The 18983-nt window shown below is 63.3% G+C and carries 12 protein-coding genes and 1 tRNA gene; 2 read left to right on the top strand and 11 right to left on the bottom strand.

Annotation, left to right across the window (positions count from 1 at the left end; genetic code table 11):
• Positions 1-147 precede the first annotated feature (147 nt).
• On the bottom strand, positions 148-1935 hold the full coding sequence (locus B5F27_RS01525; RefSeq protein ID WP_087364168.1) for an aryl-sulfate sulfotransferase: 1788 nt from the start codon (positions 1933-1935) through the stop codon (positions 148-150).
• A gap of 594 nt (positions 1936-2529) precedes the next feature.
• Here B5F27_RS01525 and B5F27_RS01520 point away from each other — a divergent pair.
• Positions 2530-2871: a hypothetical protein gene (locus tag B5F27_RS01520; protein WP_087364166.1), complete on the top strand. Its 342-nt coding sequence runs from the start codon at positions 2530-2532 to the stop codon at positions 2869-2871.
• Positions 2872-3072: 201 nt separating this feature from the next.
• Here the strand turns inward: B5F27_RS01520 and B5F27_RS01515 are convergent, their stop codons facing one another.
• The 10 genes from B5F27_RS01515 to B5F27_RS01470 all read right to left on the bottom strand — a co-directional run bounded on the left by B5F27_RS01515 (position 3073) and on the right by B5F27_RS01470 (position 16344).
• On the bottom strand, positions 3073-3396 hold the full coding sequence (locus tag B5F27_RS01515) for a hypothetical protein (protein WP_087248016.1): 324 nt from the start codon (positions 3394-3396) through the stop codon (positions 3073-3075).
• Between the two features lie 97 nt (positions 3397-3493).
• Positions 3494-3952 carry a bilirubin utilization transcriptional regulator BilQ gene (bilQ, locus tag B5F27_RS01510; RefSeq protein WP_087248018.1) on the bottom strand — a complete coding sequence of 153 codons (459 nt, stop codon included), beginning with the start codon at positions 3950-3952 and terminating at the stop codon, positions 3494-3496.
• 369 nt (positions 3953-4321) lie between these two features.
• On the bottom strand, positions 4322-7870 hold the full coding sequence (locus B5F27_RS01505) for a DUF4132 domain-containing protein (RefSeq protein ID WP_087364164.1): 3549 nt from the start codon (positions 7868-7870) through the stop codon (positions 4322-4324).
• Positions 7867-8214 carry a hypothetical protein gene (locus tag B5F27_RS01500; protein WP_087248022.1) on the bottom strand — a complete coding sequence of 116 codons (348 nt, stop codon included), beginning with the start codon at positions 8212-8214 and terminating at the stop codon, positions 7867-7869. The genes B5F27_RS01505 and B5F27_RS01500 overlap by 4 nt, the downstream gene beginning before the upstream one ends.
• Positions 8211-9860 carry an SWIM zinc finger family protein gene (locus tag B5F27_RS01495; RefSeq protein WP_087364162.1) on the bottom strand — a complete coding sequence of 550 codons (1650 nt, stop codon included), beginning with the start codon at positions 9858-9860 and terminating at the stop codon, positions 8211-8213. Before B5F27_RS01495 ends, B5F27_RS01500 begins: the two co-directional genes overlap by 4 nt.
• 13 nt (positions 9861-9873) lie before the next feature.
• Positions 9874-10995, bottom strand: coding sequence for a VWA domain-containing protein (locus B5F27_RS01490; protein WP_206422979.1), 1122 nt, complete (start codon positions 10993-10995; stop codon positions 9874-9876).
• Entirely contained in the window at positions 10992-13394 is a 2403-nt protein-coding gene (locus B5F27_RS01485; RefSeq protein ID WP_144066466.1) for a DUF5682 family protein, read from the bottom strand. Before B5F27_RS01485 ends, B5F27_RS01490 begins: the two co-directional genes overlap by 4 nt.
• Positions 13355-14470: an AAA family ATPase gene (locus B5F27_RS01480; protein WP_087248028.1), complete on the bottom strand. Its 1116-nt coding sequence runs from the start codon at positions 14468-14470 to the stop codon at positions 13355-13357. Before B5F27_RS01480 ends, B5F27_RS01485 begins: the two co-directional genes overlap by 40 nt.
• A 462-nt stretch (positions 14471-14932) precedes the next feature.
• Positions 14933-15008 (bottom strand) — tRNA-Thr (locus tag B5F27_RS01475).
• A gap of 64 nt (positions 15009-15072) precedes the next feature.
• Positions 15073-16344 carry a helix-turn-helix domain-containing protein gene (locus B5F27_RS01470; RefSeq protein WP_242962022.1) on the bottom strand — a complete coding sequence of 424 codons (1272 nt, stop codon included), beginning with the start codon at positions 16342-16344 and terminating at the stop codon, positions 15073-15075.
• A 380-nt stretch (positions 16345-16724) separates the two neighbouring features.
• Here B5F27_RS01470 and B5F27_RS01465 point away from each other — a divergent pair, with 380 nt between their 5' ends.
• A complete protein-coding gene (locus B5F27_RS01465; protein ID WP_087364156.1) occupies positions 16725-18974 on the top strand; it encodes a glycoside hydrolase family 3 N-terminal domain-containing protein in 2250 nt (749 codons plus the stop codon).
• Positions 18975-18983: the final 9 nt, after the last annotated feature.

Below are 18983 nucleotides of genomic sequence, written 5' to 3'. Positions count from 1 at the left end.
GGCAGACCGCACTTCCATTTTAAGCAAAGGGAGTTTTTCTGTCATCATCATCGACATAAGTCTTTTTTCGAACCACTCGCCTAGCGAGTGGTTTTCGTTATACAAAAACCCCGGCCTGGAACGCCCAGGCCGGGGTTTTTGCTTTAGTTACTGGAACCAGAAGCCCTTGTAATCGTATTTGAAGGTGCGGTAGCCCTGCATGGTGCAGTCGTAGCTGTACTGGCGGATCAGGACGCCGTCGGCGTCGTACTCGCCGAACACCATGGCCACGCCGCTGTTGACGGTCCAGTGGCCGGTATCCGTATTCAGGGTGGAGTTGGACACGATGCTGGAATAGGGCACCGGGAAGGACTCCACCAGTTCCACCGTACCGGCGTTGGTGTCGATGCGGTAGACGTAGGTATAGCTGTTGTCCCCGTCACCGCCGTAGAGCTCGGTGTTCACCCCTTCGTCCAGGTCGGGGGTGTAGTCGTCCCGGGAGGACAGGGCCCAATAGTTGTTGTTGTACATCCGCAGGTAGCAGATGCCCGGCTCCTCGCCCTCGGCATATTCCACGCTGTGCTGGCCGTACTGCCAGGTGAAGTCATTCGCCGGCTCCAGGCAGTACTGGGCATATTCGGTGCCCTCCCAGAAATCGGGGTCGCCGCACATCCAGTCGATGGCGGGGGTGGTGTGGACGTCCTTTACGCAGATGACAGTGGACGTCTCCCGGGAGGAGACCACCAGGCTGTCGCTTTCAGGCAGGTACTGGATGGTGTTCAGGTGAATCCAGTCCTGCTCTCCCACCTGCCAGAAGAAGGGGTCGGTGCCCTTGATGGGCCGGGTCTCCTCGTGGTAGGAGCCCATCAGGTTCTTGAAGTCCAGCAGTTCGGTGACCTCGCCGGTGTCCAGGTCAATCTCCAGGACGATGTCCTCCACGTCCACCGCGTCGGTCTTTTCGGCCAGGGCCACCACCGTGTGGTCCTGGCCGTAGTTGATGTCGTGGTGGAGCTCATAGTCCCCCAGAGGATACACCTGGGTTACCTCGCCCAGACCGTTGATCCGGGCCAGCTTGTTGGCCGAAACACAGGTAACGATCTCATCTCCATAGGTGAGGATGCGGTCCATTCCGAAGCCTTCCAGCTCCATCTCATAGCGCATGACGCCGCTGTCGTCGTACAGGAAGCCATAGCCCAGATAGCCGTTGGTGCGCATCATGGTGAACAGGCCCTCGTCCTGGGCGGCGGTGCTGGTGCCGTCGGTGACCTCCAGCAGGGTGTCGTAGCCGGAATAGGGGTCGGGCATCTCGATGGTAAACCGCACCCGCTGGCGGACGTTCCCCCACTTGCCCCGGATGGTCATGGTGACCTCGTTGGTCTCGCCGGGCACCAGGCCGATCATCTGGAATTCATGGACGGTGGAATATTCCTCCCCCGAGCTGTCGGCGGCGGTGGCGGTGAAATCGGGGATTCGCTCGTCGTCCACATGGATGGTGTATTCCACCCGGGTGGGAAGGTCGGTCTCAAAATACAGATACAGCCCGTTGGAGCCGGTGCCGAAGGGGTTCAAAAAGGCCATGGGGGTTTCGGCGGTCCAGGTGTAGCCGTTGACCGACATCTGCTGCCCCCGGTCCACCATCCGGCGGATGCGCTGCTGGACGTCGATGTCGTAGTATGTAAAGCCTTCCTCTTCCACCTCCACCGGCACCAGCTGCATCACGGTGATGCTGGACTCCACGGGGGCGGTGCGGATTTCGATTTGTTCGGCCTCGTCCACGCCCACCAGGTCGCCCACGTCCACAGCCCAGCCGTCCCGGACTTCGCCCTCCTGGTCGGTGAACCACTTGCCCACCGCCGGCACCACCACCGGCACCAGGGCGGCAATCAGCAAAATCACCGCCGCCAGAATCAGCAGCAGGATCCATATACGTCGTTTATGTTTTGGCTCTGTTTTCATCTGCGTACAATCCTTTCTGCATGCGGTCTCATGTCAGGATCTTGATTTGTGAAACAGGTCCCTCGGACTGATTCGGCGCGCCCGGCAGACCAGACCTAGTATAGCACTCCATTCTTTCCGCGGTATGGCAAAATCATGGCCAATTTGTTGCCGGAGCCACAAATTGGGTAAGCATTTTGTAAAAAATGACTCCGCCCCTCCCTGTTCCGGCAAAAAATCCGTTTTTTCGGGCCCGGACCGGGCCCCGGATTTCCGCCTTTCCCGGCCCGGGCGGGGTAAACCGCAGAGCAAAAACCGTTTGGATTTTGGGGCGATGTATTTTATTTTTTGCGTTTGGTCCGGCCTGGATTTTATCCCCGGTTTGACCCTGTCCGGCGGCGGGTTCGGGGTCGTTTTTGGGCGCAGAGCGCTTGTTTTGCCGCGCCAAAAAGCGAGTCGTTTCTTTATATTTCGCATAAGATAACGGCCCCTGGGTTTACGCAATAAAATTTTTGTGAAAATCTATTTTTCGACACAAAAATATTGCACCGGAATATGGTTCATGTTATACTCAGAAATATCAAAAGAATTTATATTGTTGGGAGGAAATGTATTATGCCCAGACCCAAGGGAAGCAAAAACAAGGTGAAAGCGATCAAAGGCCATAGTGCAGCGGATTACGCAGCAGCTCTCGCAGAAAAAAATGCGGAGATGGAGCAGCTGAACGGTGAGATTGCCGACATCAACGGCCAGATCACCGAGCTGAAAGCCCAGCTCAAGAGCAAGAAATCCGCCGTAAAATCCCTCGAGAAGGTGGTCGCCAAGCTGGAGGCCAAGCAGGCTGCCGAGGAGGCAAAAGCCACCCAGGAAGCCCGGAAGGCCGAGATTGACACAGCCGTCCAGAAGCTCATCACCAACGGCATCAGCGTCGAGGAAATCCTGGAGAAGCTGCAGTAACCCTGCGGCTCCCGGGAGGACGCGCTTCCCCACGCCGCCGCACCGGCCCCGGGCCGTCTGCGGCGGTATTTTTATGCCCAAAAAACGGACAAAAAAGAACTCCCCCGCCTTTTGCAGGAAAAAGGCGGGGGCTTTATCTAGCATGCAGCCTGCGCGGAAAGAAAGGGACACGCAGGCCATGCGGGGGAAGGTAAATTCAGATCAGTTCAGCTCGTTCCACTGGCTCTTGATAAACAGGCCGGTGATGCCGGGCACCAGGGCCGAGCCGATGAGGGACATCAGGATGCTGACGGCGCCCAGATCGGCGAAGTTCTGGACCGAGCCCACCACAAACGAGCCCACGGCGCAGACGCACATGATCAGGAAGCCCAGCTTCTGCTGGCGGAACAGCAGCAGGCACAGGCCTGCGATGGAAACAACGGCGATGGCCACCGACAGCCAGCGGCCCTCCGACAGGTTGAGGCAGGTGGTGCAGACGCAGAGGACCAGGGCGATCCAGAGCCAGATTTTCGATGCTTTCTTCATTTTCAGAGTCTCCTATCCATGAAAGAGGTATCAACGGCGGGTATGACGGGTCAAGGGCGCGGAAAGCGCCCCATGGGCCGCCGGAGAACGGTCCGTTTTATTCTCCGGCCTGCCCGGCAGAGTTGGTGCACTCTGCGGCGGGGTGGGGTGCGGGTTCCGGGCGGCGGGCTACCTTGCGCATCAGGGCGAACAGGGTCTGGCGCTCCTCGTCGGTCAGGGCCTCCAGGCGCTGGGCGTCCCAGTCGAAAAAGACCTGGTGGCTGACTTCAAACGCCTCCTGTCCCTTCTCGGTCAGATGCAGGTGATAGCGCCGGCCAACCTTTTCTTTGGTGAGGAAGCCGCTCTCCACCAGTTTGGTGATGCAGCGCTGCGAATGGCCCCAGTCCAGATGCAGCGTCTGGGTCAAGTCCGAGGGCGTAGCACCCGGGTGCTTTCCCACGTAAATCAGGAAAAACAACAGTCCAAAATGCAGCCCGAGCTTTTCCAGCTTTTCACTGGTGTAGGCCGTAAAATCCCGGTACAGCACGGAGGAAAAATAGGCAAGTGTGTTGAACATGGGTCCGCTCCTTTCCCATACTTGACGAGATCAAGTATACCGGATTCATTTGACTTTGTCAAGTGAAAATCCCAAAAAATCAAAATTTTTCTTTTACTGATATTCCAATCCCATTTTTAGCGCATCTTCGCGCCAAAGCCCCCGGGGCCGTCAGGCCCCAGGGGCATACTGTGTGTGCTTTATACTTTCAGGATAGGTTTTCAGGGGGTTGGGGCTGCCCTTCCCTTTTCGGTGCCGGCCCCTGCGGGCAGGCGCCGCCGGACCGGGTCAGGCGCCCCTCGGCCCCCCTGTGCACGCCGTTTTGCGTTTCGTTTAGAGACTCTCTGTATCATTTTTTGCTTCTATACGGTTTGAAATCCTTTTAAAGGGTCAGCGGTCCTTTTTTCTCCAATCGGGGTCGGTCTCGGTGCTGGAAGCGGTGGCCTTGTCCAGCTGGTACACCACCTCGCTGTAATAGCGGGCGGGAACTTCCCCCAGGGCGAAGATGTTTTCCGGTTTGGGGGTGTCGTAACAGTAGCTGCCCCGCTGGACGGTGCCCTGACGGTAGAAGGTCGCCTCGTAGACGGTGACCGTCTCGTTCTCGTCTCCCACAAAGCAGCCCGAGAATTCCAGCTCCACCCCCATGCCCAGGCCGGGGTCCTCCCGGTAGAAGGTGTAGTAGCCGCCGGCGTCCTGGACGCTGCCGCGGTACCAGCCCAGGCCCAGCAGCTTGCCCGACAGGGACAGGCCGTTGAGCTTCTTGCCGCCGAAGCGGTCCAGGGTCCGGGCCTGCTCCTGGCCGGGTTCCAGCTGGAACACCGGACGGTCCAGCTGGGGAATGCTCTGGGTGATCTCGTAGTCCTCCAGCTGCTGTTTCCAGGCGTCCAGGGTCTCCTGATCCATCTCCACCGGGTGGGCCAGACCGATCCGGGCGTCGTCGGGCAGGGTGTATTCTTCCTCGTCCACCGTGTTGAAGGAGTCGTCCTCCATATAGCGGAAGGTCTCCTGCAGCGTTCCATCCTGGTACACGCCCCAGATGAGACTCATGGCAAACTGGTGCATAATGGGGTTGCCCACAAAGAGGGCCTTCCATGCGTCGCTGCTCCAGCAGCGCAGCACCGACAGCGCTGCCTCCAGACGGGCCTTCTGGGCCGTCACGGTGGTGCGGATCTGCTTTTTCATGGTTTTGAATTCATTGTAGGCGGCCTCGGCCTTTTCGAGGTCATCGGTCTTGCCGGGGGCGGGCAGGTTTTTCACCGTCTTGCCGGCGTCGTTGGTGATTTCCAGCTCCAGGGTGGGGGTCAGCCGCACCGTAAAGCTCCGGGGACCGTAGTCAAAGACCCGCTTGCCGTCGGCCCCAAAGCCCAGGTCGGGGACAATCCGGTCGGCCAGTTCCTCGGCGGTGATGCCCAGTTCCCGGGCGGCGTTGTCCAGGGCGGCGGCCGCCGCGGCCTTCACCTGGCGGAACTTGAATTTGCGGGAGATGGAGTCCACCACCAGCAGGGCGGCGGGGTCGCTGCTGAGGGCCAGGGCGGTGACGGCGTCACATGCGATGGCGCCGCGGGACTGCTGGGGCCACTCGTTGATGGCGTGGCTCAGCCGCGGGGTCATGGCGGCCCCGCCAAAGGCCGCTGCAAAGGCCAGCACCCACTTGGTCTTGCTCTGGGCTCCGGCGGCCAGCCAAATCTCATAGACCTCCCCCGCCAGGGCGGCCAGATCCGCCGGGTCGATGCCTTCGGCCAGCAGGGCGGCGGTTTCGCTGCGGCCAATCCGGCCCAGCTCACTGTAAGCCACCAGCAACGCCGCCCGCCGGTCCTCGCTCACCGGGGTGCGGGCCTCGTCCTGCAGGTGCAGTTCCGGCAGAGGGTGATCCAGCACCCACTGGACTTTCCGCTTTTTGCCGCCCTTCAAAATCTGGGCGGCCTTCTCGTCGATGGTCAGGGCGGCGGCCTGCTCCGCAGGAGCCGAGGCCTGGCCCAGGGCGCCGCGGATGGCGTCGGCCACCTTGGCGCTCTTTTCCTTTTCCAGGGCTTCCTCCAGGGCGGGGTGGATGGCCTCCCCCATCTTGGCGGCGGCCCGCACAGCAATCAGCCGCTCGGCGGCCTTTTTGCTCCGCAGCAGGCCGGTCACCTCCCCGGTCCAGTCGGGATGGCTGGTGAGCAGGTCCACCATCAGCTCCTGAATCTGTTTGGAGGAATCGCCCGCGCCGGCCAGCAGCCCCTCTTTGGCCCGGGAGCTGCACTCGGGAGAAGCCGTCAGGTCATCCAGCGCCGAGAGGGCCACATACCGCCCAAAGACGCCGCTGTTGAGGGCGGCAGTGCACAGGTCCTCCAGATAGACCGGCTTGCTGAAGTTTTTATAGAGGGTGTTGCGGGTGGTGGTCTTGCGGCGCTCGTCGTAGCAGCCATCGCAGAAGTACCCAAAGATCCGCAGAATCTCCCCCAGAGGCAGTTCCTGCTCCTGCAGGGCGGCCGCCAGACGGGCCACGTCCTGGTCGCTGTGAAGCAGATGGTTCATCCCCGACCCCTCAAACACCAGGCCAAAGACCGTGGCGCACCGGCAGGCAAATTCATCCCAGCCGGCGGCTTTGACGTACCGTTCCACCAGCTGGGCCGCCTGGGACGGATAAACATAGGGCTGCACCGTGACGCCGGCCAGCCGGACGGCGCTGTCCTTCAGGCTGCCGGTGCCTTCCAGGTATTGGGTCATGGCGCTGGCGCCGTTCTGGATGTACTTGGACAGCAGGGTGTTGATCTTGTTCCGCTGGTCCCGGTCCACGGCGCCGGCTCCCGGCATCATATCGGTGAGGCGGACATACTGCTGGGCGTCGGCCAAATCCAGCGCCTGCTTGAGTCCGTTGCGGCACTGGCGGGCCACCACTTTATAGAAGCTGTTGCGGCCGTCCCAGGTGGGCAGCATGGTCAGGAAGATCAGCATGGTGACATCGCCGCCGGGCAGGTCCTCCAGCAGATGGTTCAGGCGGTCCTTCTGGTCCAGCATCACATGCTGGGACACTCCCCGCAGGATGTTCTGGAGCACCGCCGCAGGGTTGAGGCCCAGATACATCCGCAGCGCACACCGCAGCCGGGGGTCCTGTTCCGCCCCCAGGAAGGAGGCGGTGCCCAGCAGGCCGGCCAGGTAAGTTTCGGCCCCGCGGGCGGCCAGGGCGGCGCTGGGATTGGCGGCATTGGCCCACGCCGCCGACAGGGCCGGCTTGGGGGCGTTCAGATCGCCTTTTTCCAGGTATTCCGCCAGGGCCTGGCGGTCCTTGTCGGACAGTTTGGGCAGGGCGGCGGCCATGGTTTCCAGGTTGTTGCGGTGGATCAGCTGGATTTGCCGGGCCACCAGGGGCTGTTTTGCGCCCACCAGCTTCTGGAACAGGCTCAGCTTGTTCCCCTGCTGCACCGCCACCAGAATGCCCGCCAGCATTACCTTGTAATTGTCCCGGTGGCCGCCGGCCAGGGCCTGGGCCTGTTCCAGGATTTCGGGCTCGCTGGCCGCCAGGGCATAAAACCACTCCAAATCCCGGTACCCCGGCTCATACCAGACCACCCGTTCCGCCTCCAGCGCCACCGCCGCCGGCTTGCCCAGCAGCTCGGTCCGGAGTTTCTGTTCCTCCCGGCCGGTCTTGGAATCGCTGCTGCGCTCCAGCAAAAACACCGCGGTGCTCTTGCCCATGGCCCAGTACAGCTTGATCAGCCGGGCCAGGGGGTCGGGGTTGTCCCAGCTGCGCAGGTCGTTGGCGTAGTCCACCGCCTCTCCCCGCACCTCCCAGCTGACCTCATGGAAGTCCTCTTCCTCGGCCCGCTGCAGCAGGCTGTCGTCCCGCTGTTCCGCCGTCAGGTATTCCTCGGCCAGGGCCCGGTTGGCGGGGGTGAGCTGCAGTTTGGACAGCAGCCGGTCCAGTTTGGCCTTTTTCTGTGCTTGCAAGGTGTTCATAGGTTCCCTCCTGGTTTCTGGGTGTCCTGCGAATCCTGTCCCCGGGCCTGCCAGCGCCGGACGATGGCGTCCTCCTGTGCCTTTTCCCGGCACAGTTCCAGATAGCGGGCCAGCCGGCAGATGCAGGCCGCCGGGGTCAAATTGTCTTTTTCCAGAGCGTGGGGGCGGGCCTCCAGAGCGGTTTCCAGCTCCCGGGCCAGCGCCGCCCCGGTGTGCAGTCCGGCGTCCTCACACCGGACCGCCAGCGTCCGCAACCGGGCGCAGGCGGCGGGGCCGCCGGTGTCCAGCCCCGACTGCAAAAGGTCGGTCACAGCCCGTTCCAGCTCATCCAGCAGTTGGGTCATAGGCACTCCTCCCACTCGGCGAAATATTCAATGGGGTAGAGCTTGAGCCGGTCTTCCTCCCGGTAAATCAGCCCAAAGAACACCGGCCGGAAATCCGGTTTCCGACGGAGCCGGCGGGCCAGCTGTTCCAGCGCCTCCACCACCTTTTCCTCCTCTTTTTTGTAGTGCACCTCCAGAAAGAGGTCCCGTCCTGCCCCGTCCACCAGCCGGATGGAAAACACCTGGCGGACCTGGTCGTAGTCCTGAGGCAGGCACCGGGCCGGACGGACCACCGCCAGCCGATCCACCTCGGGGTCATGGGGACCGCTGCGTTCCCGCAGCAGCCATTCAAAGTCGGTGCAGACCGCCTTGGCAGGGATGACCTGGTCGGGGTCCTGGCGGCCCAGCAGAACGGCCCGGCACTGTTCGGTGGCCGAGAGGGCCCGGTCCCGGGAGGCCTTCGCCCCCGACAGGTTCAGGCCACAGTTCCAGGCCTGACCCAATGTGCAGGGCAGCCCCCATGGAACGGCGGCGGTGCGGCGGCGCGCCTTGCCCTCATAAAAGGTGGGCCGGACGTCGGCGTAGGTGTAAAACCGCTGTTCCTGCCTCTCCCAGAAATAATAGATGGTGCCGGCGTAGCCGCTGCGGCCATCGAAATCCCTCTGGCCCAGCAGATACAGTTCCAGGTCCCCCACCGCCTCGTAGTCGTCCCGGAAGCGGCCCGCCCGGTCCAGGGCGGTTTTGGGGTCGGCGGTTTCCAGGACCGCCGCCAGCCGGAACGCCCGGCTCAGCCGCATCAGGAGGGCGGTGTCCCGGTAGGAGGCCGACCGGGCAAAGTAGGCCTGGTACTCCCCGTGAACGCCCCGCAGGGCCCGTTCCAGGGCCGGGAGCCGGGCGGTATGGCAGAGGGCCGCCATCCGCTCCACCGTCTCGCAGACGCCGGCGGGCATCCGGCTCAGGCCGGTGGCCATCTGGGCGGCCAGGGTTTGCTGCACCGCCTGACAGACGCCCCGGACCGCTTCCAGGTCCAGTTCCTCCTCCGGGGGTCGGGCGGCTTCCAGGGCCGCCGGGTCCAGAATGTTCCGGCTCATCTGCCAGTAGAGCAGGGCCTCGGCCTTGTGGATGCAAAAGGTCTTGCTGTGACAGGTGCAGGTGCTGTGTTCCAGAGGGTCCAGCAGCCGCACAGCGGCGGGAATCCAGGGCATTTCCACCGTCACCACCGAGGTTTCCTCTATGGAGGGGCCTGTCCCGCTGCGCTGGCGGAACAGAGCGGCCGCCAGCCGCTTGGGGCCCAGCTGCTTTGCCAGCTTGTCCGCCGGATAGGCCCGCAGGGTCTCAAAGGTGGGTTTCGCGGGCTCGGCCGCAGGGCCGGTGGCGTCCTCCTCCCCTTGGGCCTGCTGTTTCAGCCAGAGAATGGCGGTGATCCGGTGGCGGCAGATGCCGCTGCTGGGGCAGGAGCACCGGCTCTCCCCCAGCGGGGCGCAGATCTGGCAGGTGACGTCCCCCATCTGGACCTGGGCTCCCTCCTCGGTCACGGTGACCGAGGGTTCCGCCAGGGCGGCCAGGTCTTTTTTGGCCCGGTTGACGGTGCCCTTGTTGCACAGGCCGATCAGGTAATTGTCATCCGCAGCCGCCAGGGCGGCGGCCAGCGGGCCCGGTAACTTCACGACAGATCCCCCCTCATTCCCGCATCACATCGGCCATGAAATCCGCCAGCCGCGCCGGCGTCATGGCCCCTACATAAGCCCCCATCCCGGCCAGCGCCTGGGCGGTGGACCGGTCATAGGCGGGGGCGGCGTTTTCGTCCAGAGCGGTCAGGGCCACCAGTTTGGCCCCGCTCTCCAGGATATCCCGGCAGACGCCGTAGAGATTCTGCCGGGAGTTGCCCTCGCACAGGTCGCTGACCAGCACCACCATGGTCCGGTGGGGCATGGCAATCAGAGATTCACAGTACCGCAGCGCCCCGGCAATGTCGGTGCCGCCCCCCAGCTGAATGCTCATGAGGGTTTCCACCGGGTCCTCCACATAGCCGCTCAGGTCCACCACCTGGGTGTCAAAGATCACCAGCCGGGTGTCCAGCATGGGCAGGGCGGCAAAAATCCCCGCCATGACGGCGCTGTGGATGATGCTGGGCATCATGGAGCCGCTCTCGTCCACCGCCAGAATCACCCGCCAGGGGTTATAGCGCTTGACCCGGCCGTTGAAATAGACCTGTTCCAGCATGAGGCGGTGGTTTTCGGTGTCATAGTGGGCCAGGTTTTTCCGGATGGTGCGCTGAATGTCCAGGTTCCGCAAAGACCGGACCGAGCTGCGGCTGGTGCGGTCCAGCTTGCCCAGGGCCGAGCGCTGGATTTCGCTGCGCATCTTCTCGGTCATCTGCTCCACCACCCGCCGGACGATCCGCCGGGCGGTGTCCAGCACCGGGCCCCGCATCATATGTTTCAGGCTCAGGACCGTCTCCAGCAAAGCCTGGTTGGGCTCCATCTTTTCCAGCACTTCCCGGTCGGCCAGCAGCTCGGTGAGCTGATACCGGTCCAGGGCGTGGCGCTGCAAAATCTCCGCCGTCTCCTGGGGGAACAGCTGGCGCACCTCACTGAGCCACCGGGCCACCGTCAGCTGACTGGACCCATGGCCGCCCTGAGGGTTCCGGTCCCTGACGTCCTCTCCGGCTTCCCGGCCATAGAGAAAGTCCAGGGCGTCGTCCATCCGGGCCAGCCGGGCGGTGTCCAGCTCCAGCTGCTGGCCGGCGTTTTTGCCCAGGATCAGCCGCCAGCGGTTGAGGGCGGCGCCGTCGGTCATCATGGGTCATCCTCTCCTTCCGGCCCGTCCAGATGGGCAGCCGCCCAGGCGTCCAGCGCCTCGGCCCGGGCATAGTCGGCGGGGTCCACCGCGCCGCGGCGCAAATCGGACCCTCTGGCCCCGTGGAGCTCCGCCGCCCGCCGGGCGATGCGGTCGGTCTCCATGGGCACAAAATAACTGAACGCCAGCCGCAGCTCGGGCAGCAGGGCGATGAAATCTTCCTCTTCCAGCCCCACCAGCAGGGCGTCGATCTGGCGCAGAAAGCCGTCGTCCACCAGCAGCAAGTCCCGGGCGGTGGAGAACAATCCCTGCAAAAAGGCCGCCGACTGCAGCATCATGGCCCGGGTGCCCTGCAGGTAACCCCGCACCACCCCGTCGATGGTCTGTTTCCAGGCGGGCCGGGCGCCGTAGAGCAGGCCCAGCGCCGCCCCATGGAAGGCGGGATGGATGGGGTTCTGGCCCACCAGCCGCTCGAAAGCTTCCAGCAGGGCGGGGCGCTGGTCGGCAAAGGCCTCCCGCCCCGTCACCTGGTACAGCAGGATGCAGGCCTGCTGCACCTTCTGGACGTTGTGGTCATCCACCGTGTTCATCTGGGGCAGCATCTGCAGCACCCGGGCAAAGCACCGGCGCAGCAGGGCCGGATAATCGTAGCCGCCCCGCTCGCCATACTGGTCCTGCCATTCCTCCAAGGTGGTGAGGGAGGCGCAGGCGGCGCACAGGGAGGCAAAATCGCCGTCGGCGATGAGCAGTTCATCCATCCGGCCGGCCAGCTGGTCGGCCAGGTCCCCAATCCCCATCAAAAAGCCCTGCACCAGCAGGTCCGCTCCCTGTTCGGCCCGGGCGGCGGCAGCCATCCGGCCCCGCAGCTCGGTGGAGCAGGCCTCCCGCAGGGTAGCGCCCGACACGGCGTGTTCAATGAGGGCCGCATCCACGGCGGCGGTCCAGCGGTATTCCCACACTTCCCGGATCAGGTTGCGGTCCCGGCGGCGGAGAAGGTCGGGGCCTTTCTTTCGCTGGGCAAAGCCGCAGTCCAAAAAGACGGTCTGATGGAAAAACCGGCTGATGGCCCGGTGGCGTTCCTCGGAAAAGATGGCCAGGGTGATTTCATGCTGGGCCGCGCCTTCCAGCCGGAGGCGGAAGCTCCTGCACTGGCTGTCGAAGTCCCGGGCCAGGGGCGGCACCAGGGCGCCGCTGCACAGCCGGCCCACGGCCTGGCCGGTGGTCAGCTGCCGCAGCACCCGGAGAGGTTCCACCCCGGACAGGCTGGCCTCGCCCTTCACGAAATTGCTCAGGACCGCGTCCTGAAGCTCGTACAGGCCGGGGGCGGGCTTGTCCCGCAGCTGGGCCAGCATCTGGGCCTGCTGAAAGGCGCAGGTCTCATCAAAGGCGGAGATGAGGGTCCCGTCCTTCCGCAGCCGCCGGCCGGTCCGCACCAGATAATCCAGCACCGTGTCGGTCCAGGCCTGCCGGGGCCGGTCGCCGTGGAGGGCCGTCCACACGCTGGCGTAAAAGCCGGGGGACGGCATGCCGCTGGCGTAACCCGCCAGGGCGTCGGCGGCCGGCATGGTATAGCGCATGGGGTAGACGGCGTGGGCCGAAGCCGGCAGAGCGGGCCGGGGCGGCTCCTGACCGGGGTGCAGCAGGCCCCAGATATGGAACCCGCCCGCCACCACCAGCACCCGGTCATACCGGGCGGCGGCCTCCTGAATCCGGCGGGCCATGTGGGCCTCCCGGGCCAGACAGCCGTCCTCCTCCAGTTCCACCGCGGGGGTGTTCTGGCGGGAGAGGAAACAGTAGGTGTTCATCTGGCGGACAAAGGCCTCGTCGCTCAGGTCCAGCCCCGCCGTCTCGAAATATTTCTCCCAGAACTCCTCAAAGCTGCGCAGGCCGGCCTTTTCGCACAGCCGCTCCTGAAAGCGGTTGTGGGCCAGGTACTGGTCGCTGGCGTAGCTCTGTTTTTCCTCCCGGGTCCGCAGGCCCCGGGCCGCCTGGGTGGCCAGCAGGATCTCGGCATAGGGCAGGTCGATGAAGGCCGCCGGGATGCCCCGGGCTGCGGCGGCCCGCAGGGCTGCCAGCTCGGGGGAATGATCCAGAAAGGGGTAATAACACCGGCAGCTCTCCGGCTCCCCCTCCTCTTTGGACAGCAAACCGGCGTCGTCCCGGTAGGCGTAATAAAGGGCCACCGGGGCGGCGGTGTCGGGGTCGGTGAGGACCGGGATCAGGTCGTTGGCGTTTTCGGGGCCCTCCACCAGGATGCAGGCGGGGTTGTACCGGGCGATCACCTGTTCCAGATGCCAGGCGCAGACCGGGCTGTGGTGGCGCACCGGATAATACACCACCGCATCCTCCAGGGAAAACGGGATTACTTCAGTTTGCCTCTCGCCTGATAATAGCGCGTCCATGCTCCGCCCTCCCGTCGTGCTTTGTCCCGGACCACCGTGGAGAAGTAGTCCGCGATCTTGTCCATATCCTCCCGGGACTCCTTGGCGACGGCGCCCACCAGGTTTTCCACCAGGCAGCTCTCGTCCATATGGCCGTCCCCGTAGTACCAGGCGGTCATCATGGTCTGGTAGTAGACCGAGATGGCCTCGGCGGTGCTCATGACGGCGCCGGGCTTTTCGATCCGCTGCCCCTCCGCCGAGATGCCCTCCCGCAGTTCGTGGTAGGTGGTGGCCAGCAGTTCGGCGGCCTCCTCATCCAGGGGCTGATGGATGCCGGCGGCCTCGGCCAGGGCTCCCACCTCGTTGAGGATGATCTGTTTTTCCAGGGCCACGTCCCGCACCGGCTGGACGGTCTCAAAGTTGAACCGGCGCTTGAGGGCGCTGGACATCTCGTTGACGCCCTTGTCCCGGGTGTTGGCGGTGCCGATGACGTTGAAGCCGGGCCGGGCAAACAGCAGCCCCTCATCCCCCAGCTCGGGGATGTTCAGCACCTTATCGCTCAAAACGCTGATCAGGCTGTCCTGCACCTCGGCGGGGGTGCGAGTAATCTCCTCAAACCGGGTGAGAATCCCCTTTTCCATCCCCACATAGAGGGGCGCGGGCACCAGCGCTTCCCGGCTGGGGCCGTTGGCCAGCAGCAGGGCGTAGTTCCAGCTGTATTTGATCATGTCCTCGGTGGTGCCGGCGGTGCCCTGGACGGTGTTGGTGCTGCATCCGCTGATGGCCGCCGACAGCAGCTCGGACAGCATGGTCTTGGCGGTGCCGGGCTCTCCCACCAACATCAGGCCCCGGTTGCCCGCCAGGGTGATGATGCACCGCTCCACCAGGGCGTCATTGCCCAGGTATTTTTTCCGGATGGTGAAAGTCTGGCCGCCGCAGCGGACCGGGCTGCGGGAGCCCAGGATAAACAGCCGCACCGCCTTGGGCGACAGGCGCCAGTTGGCGGGCTTGCGGTTGCCCTGATCCCAGATCTGCAGTGCTTCCAGCTCGTCCCGGTAGCGCTGTTCCGCCTGGGGACGGAGGACCGATTGTTCCATCTTGATCACCTCATTGGAAAGATCCGGCCCGCGGCCGGTCAAAGTCGTTTGATTGTAGTTTACCTGCCCGCAGGAAAACTGGCAAGCCCCTTTGTCCGGCCCCTTTTCCACGCCGGGAAGCCGCCGGGCGGGGCCTTCTCTCTGTGTTTGGATTTTATCAAATTCATCATCCTATTAAGAGGATTTTCACGCCGCAAAATCCGCTTTTTCGCACAAAAAATTGCCTGCAATTTTTACAGACCTGCTTTCACTTCCCCACGAAACCAAAAACACCCCATTCCCCCGCAGATTGCGGAGAAATGGGGTGCTGGGGTCGGCGGTTTTGCCGGCCCTGGTGGATTATGCCTTGGCGGGCTTCACCGGCGGGACGCCGGCGCAGACGCCGGCGCAAAGGGTTTCGCCCGCCCGGACAGGCAAAAACAAAACCGCCCTCTCCCGACCGGGAAAGAGCGGTTTTCTGCATGGAGCTGCTATCCAGATTTGAACTGGAGACCTCATCCTTACCAAGGATGCGCTCTACCAACTGAGCTATAGCAGCGCAACTGCGGGTTGTATTATAGCATACTCCGCGCAGCTTTGCAAGGGATAATTTCAGGATTTTTTTAATTTTTCCCGTTTTTCTTTTCCGGGAGCAGGGGCAGGGCGCCGTCGGGGGCCACTTCCAGGGACAGCTGGGCCCGCTTGTCCCGCCGGTAATGGGTGGGGGTCTGGCCGGTGGCGCTCTTGAACATCTTGGTGAAGTAGTTCACATCCAGGATTCCCACCTCCTCGGCCACCACCGCAATCCGGGCGTTGGTGGTCAGCAGGAGCTTGGCCGCCCGCTCCATCCGTCGGCTGCTGATGTAGTCGGTGAGGGTCTGGCCGGTCTCCTGTTTAAAGACGCTGGACAGATAGCTGGGGCTGATGTAGCACTGGGCCGCCAGGCTCTTGAGGGACAGGTCCGAGTCCATATGGAGGTTGACCTGGTTGATGACCTTTTGAATCAGGGGGCTGTACTGGCGCAGGGAGTACTTCTGGACATAGAGGCAGTACTCCTTGACCATCCGGACCCGCAGCCGCTCCCCCTCCTCCAGACTGGTCAGGGCCTCGATCTCGATGGCAAAGCGGGCCGAAATCTGGTCGATGTAATAGGGGTGGACGCTGGCCTGTTCGATGGACTTGCGCAGCAGGCTGTTGAGGATGATGGAAAAGTTTTTGAAGTCCCGCAGCAGGCTGTGAAGCCGCGGCGTCACCTGGAACCGCCGGAAGCTCTCATAGGCCCCCAGCGCCGAGGAGGAATCCCCCTTCACCACCGCCTGCAGCATCCGGTTTTCGGCGGCGTAGCGCTCGGCCACCAGCTCGGCGGGCAGCTCCTCGGTGAAGGACGTGTCGCTGAAGCTCTCCAGGCCGGGGCGGAAGTTCAGAGGCATAAACTCCCGCCACTCCTCGGTTTTCAGCTCTCCCTCGGGATAGATCAGGGAGATCACCCCGAACAGGGTGGACTTGATGGCGTTGTCGTCGATCTGCCGGACCCGGTTGTGGTATTCCTGGATGACGTCCTGGGCCTTTTCGTCCAGATAGGTCTTGCACCAGGCGATGGATTCCTTGGACCGGGGCCCCTCCGCCCAGGGGCCGATGCAGTAGAGGGTGTCTTTTTCGTCCGGGGAGAGAAACAGCGCAAACCGCAGCTCAAACACCCCCCGGGCAAACACCAGGGTCCGGGCCGGGATCTGGTGGAGAAGCATATCCCCAAAGGCCTTCCAGTCAAACGCCGCGTCCAGCGCCCGGCGCAGCCCATAGTCAAAGTTTTCGATCCCTTCAAAGGGCGGCGTCATTTTGGTCAGGCCCAGATTCTGGGCGCTGGTCAGTTTCTCCAGCACGCGGCTGATCTCCACTTTCAAGCAAATCACCTCTTGTTCCCGTTTCGCTCTTTTCCGTTCTTTTCCGCCCATCCCATGGCGCATATTCCTACAACCGTATTTTAATTATCATATTATATCACAAAATTTTAGTGTAGAAAAGAGAGCCCGGTCCCCCTTCCGGGGCCGCCGGGCCTGTGATTTTCCTCTGATATTCACGATTTCTTTGCCAAAACACCGTCAAAATCGGGCACAATGAAAAAATTCTACGGATTCGCCCAAAAATAATCCTTCCCTTTTTCTGTGTATTTATGCGATAATAAAAATACTATGGGACTCGACACCCACGGTCCGCCTGCCGGTTTCACCTGCCGGTCCACCTGCGTCTTTTCTGTTTCTGTAAGGAGGAACGCTTCATGGCAAAAAAAGCATCCGACAACCTTAAATATTACCACAATCCCAACGGCCCCACCATCGGCACGGTGTCCCGCCGCGTCATCGAGAAAGACGGCCTGACCTTTAAGGATATCGACGGCACCGGCGAGGTGACCGCCGTCAACGACTGGCGCCTGTCCCCCGCCGAGCGGGCCGCCGCCTACGTCAAGACCCTGACCGTTCAGGAGAAGATTGCCCAGCTGTTCATTTCGGACTGGCGGATGGGCGCCGAGTGCCCCGCCCCCAGCGCCGACCACAAGGTGATTCCCGATGAGTCGGGCGTCCTGGACGACGCCGAGTTCAACGGCAAGACCATTTTCGGCGAGCAGCACCTGCCCGGCACCACCACCCTGATCAAGGACTGGTTCAACCGCCATCTGATCCTCCGCGCCAACCCCACCCCCTCCTACATGGCCGACTGGCTCAACCAGCTCCACGCCGTGGCCGAGGAGTGCGACCACTTTGTCCCGGTGCAGGTGGTGTCCAACTCCCGCAATGAGAACGGCGAGGTGGTCTTTGGCATGAACGATGCCTCCGGCGTCTTTGCCACCTGGCCCGGCACCATGGGCATTGCCGCCGCCATCCGGGGCGAGGACGGCGACCTGGCCATCATCGACAAGTTTGCGGACTGCATCCGCCGTGAGTGGTCGGCCTGCGGCCTGCGCAAGGGCTATATGTACATGGCCGACTGCGTCAGCGATCCCCGCTGGCAGCGCACCTTCGGCACCTTCGGCGAGGACCCCGTCCTGATCGAGAAGATCTTTGAGCGGCTGATCCCCGGCATCCAGGGCAGCCCCGACGGCGTCACCAAGGACGGCGTCTCCATGACCGTCAAGCACTTCCCCGGCGGCGGCGCCCGCGAGAACGGCTTTGATCCCCACTACGCCGCCGGCCAGTGGAATGTCTACGCCACCGAGGGCTCTCTGCAGAAATACCACATCCCCACCTTCCGCCCCGCCGTCAAGTACCACGCCGCCTCCATCATGCCCTATTACTCCAAGCCGGCTGCCGCCAAGAGCGGCCCCCAGACCGACTGCGAGGGCAATCCCCTGCGGATGGACCCCTACGGCTTCGCCTACAATAAGGTGTTCATCGACGGCATCCTGCGGGGCCAGATGGGCTTTGAGGGCTACATCAACTCGGATACCGGCATCACCCACAACATGAAGTGGGGCGTCGAGGCGCTGGACGTGCCCGAGCGGATCGGCTTTGCCGTCACCCAGTCGGGCGTGGACCTGATCAGCGGCCTGTTTGACAACGCCGACGGCCGCGAAGCCTATGAGCGCGCCACCAACGGCTACTACGACACCCACCCGGTTCCCGAGGGATTCAAGAAAGAGGATCTGGTGCTGACCGACGCCAGCCTGGACCGCGCCGTCACCCGCACCCTCACCGAGCTGTTCCAGCAGGGCATGTTCGAGAACCCCTACGCCGACCCCAAGACCGCCGCCGAGGTGGTGGCCAACGAGGCCGACTGGAACGAGGCTTCCCTGGTCCATCGTGAGAGCGTGGTCCTGCTGAAGAACCAGGACCGCACCCTGCCCCTCACCAGCGACAAGCTGTCGGGCAGCAAGATTTACGCCGAGGCCTTCGCCAAGACCGCCGAGGGCGGCGCCGCCGCCACCAAGGCCCTGCGGGAGATGCTGGCCAACTACCACCTGACCGATGACCCCGCCCAGGCCGACTACGCCATCCTGATGGTGAGCCCCTCCTCGGGCGCCTACTTCAACGCCACCCCGGGCTATCTGGAGCTGGACATCTGCGAGGACAAGGAAGTCTGCAACGTGGGCGCCGACGGCAAGCCCCTGGCCGAGACCCATCTGGAGACCACCCTGTCCGGCGCCAAGCGGATTCCCGAGATTGCGGCGGCGGTCCGTGCCCACGGCGGCAAGGTCATCGCCAACATCAACTTCCCCCTGGCCTGGATGGTGGGCAACGTGGAGCCCTACGCCGACGCCCTGACCGCCGGCTTCGACACCTACCCCTCCGCCACCATGGACGTGATTTTCGGCCGGTTTGCACCGGTGGGCCGCCTGCCCATCACCCTGCCCCGGGGCGATGAGGTCCTGGCCGTGAATGCCGACGGCATCTGCGCCAGCCCCAACGACGTGCCCGGCTACGACAAGGACCAGTACATGGCCGACGCCCTCAAGGACGAGAACGGCAAGGCCTACGCCTACCGCGACGCCGCCGGCAGCTACTACGAGCTGAACTTCGGCCTGCGCTACTAAGGGCCGTCC

Source organism: Faecalibacterium sp. An192, from assembly GCF_002160175.1.
In the GTDB taxonomy this organism is placed as follows: domain Bacteria; phylum Bacillota; class Clostridia; order Oscillospirales; family Ruminococcaceae; genus Faecalibacterium.
Note: the sequence above shows the minus strand (reverse complement) of the source record. Positions and strands in the feature narration are given on the sequence as shown.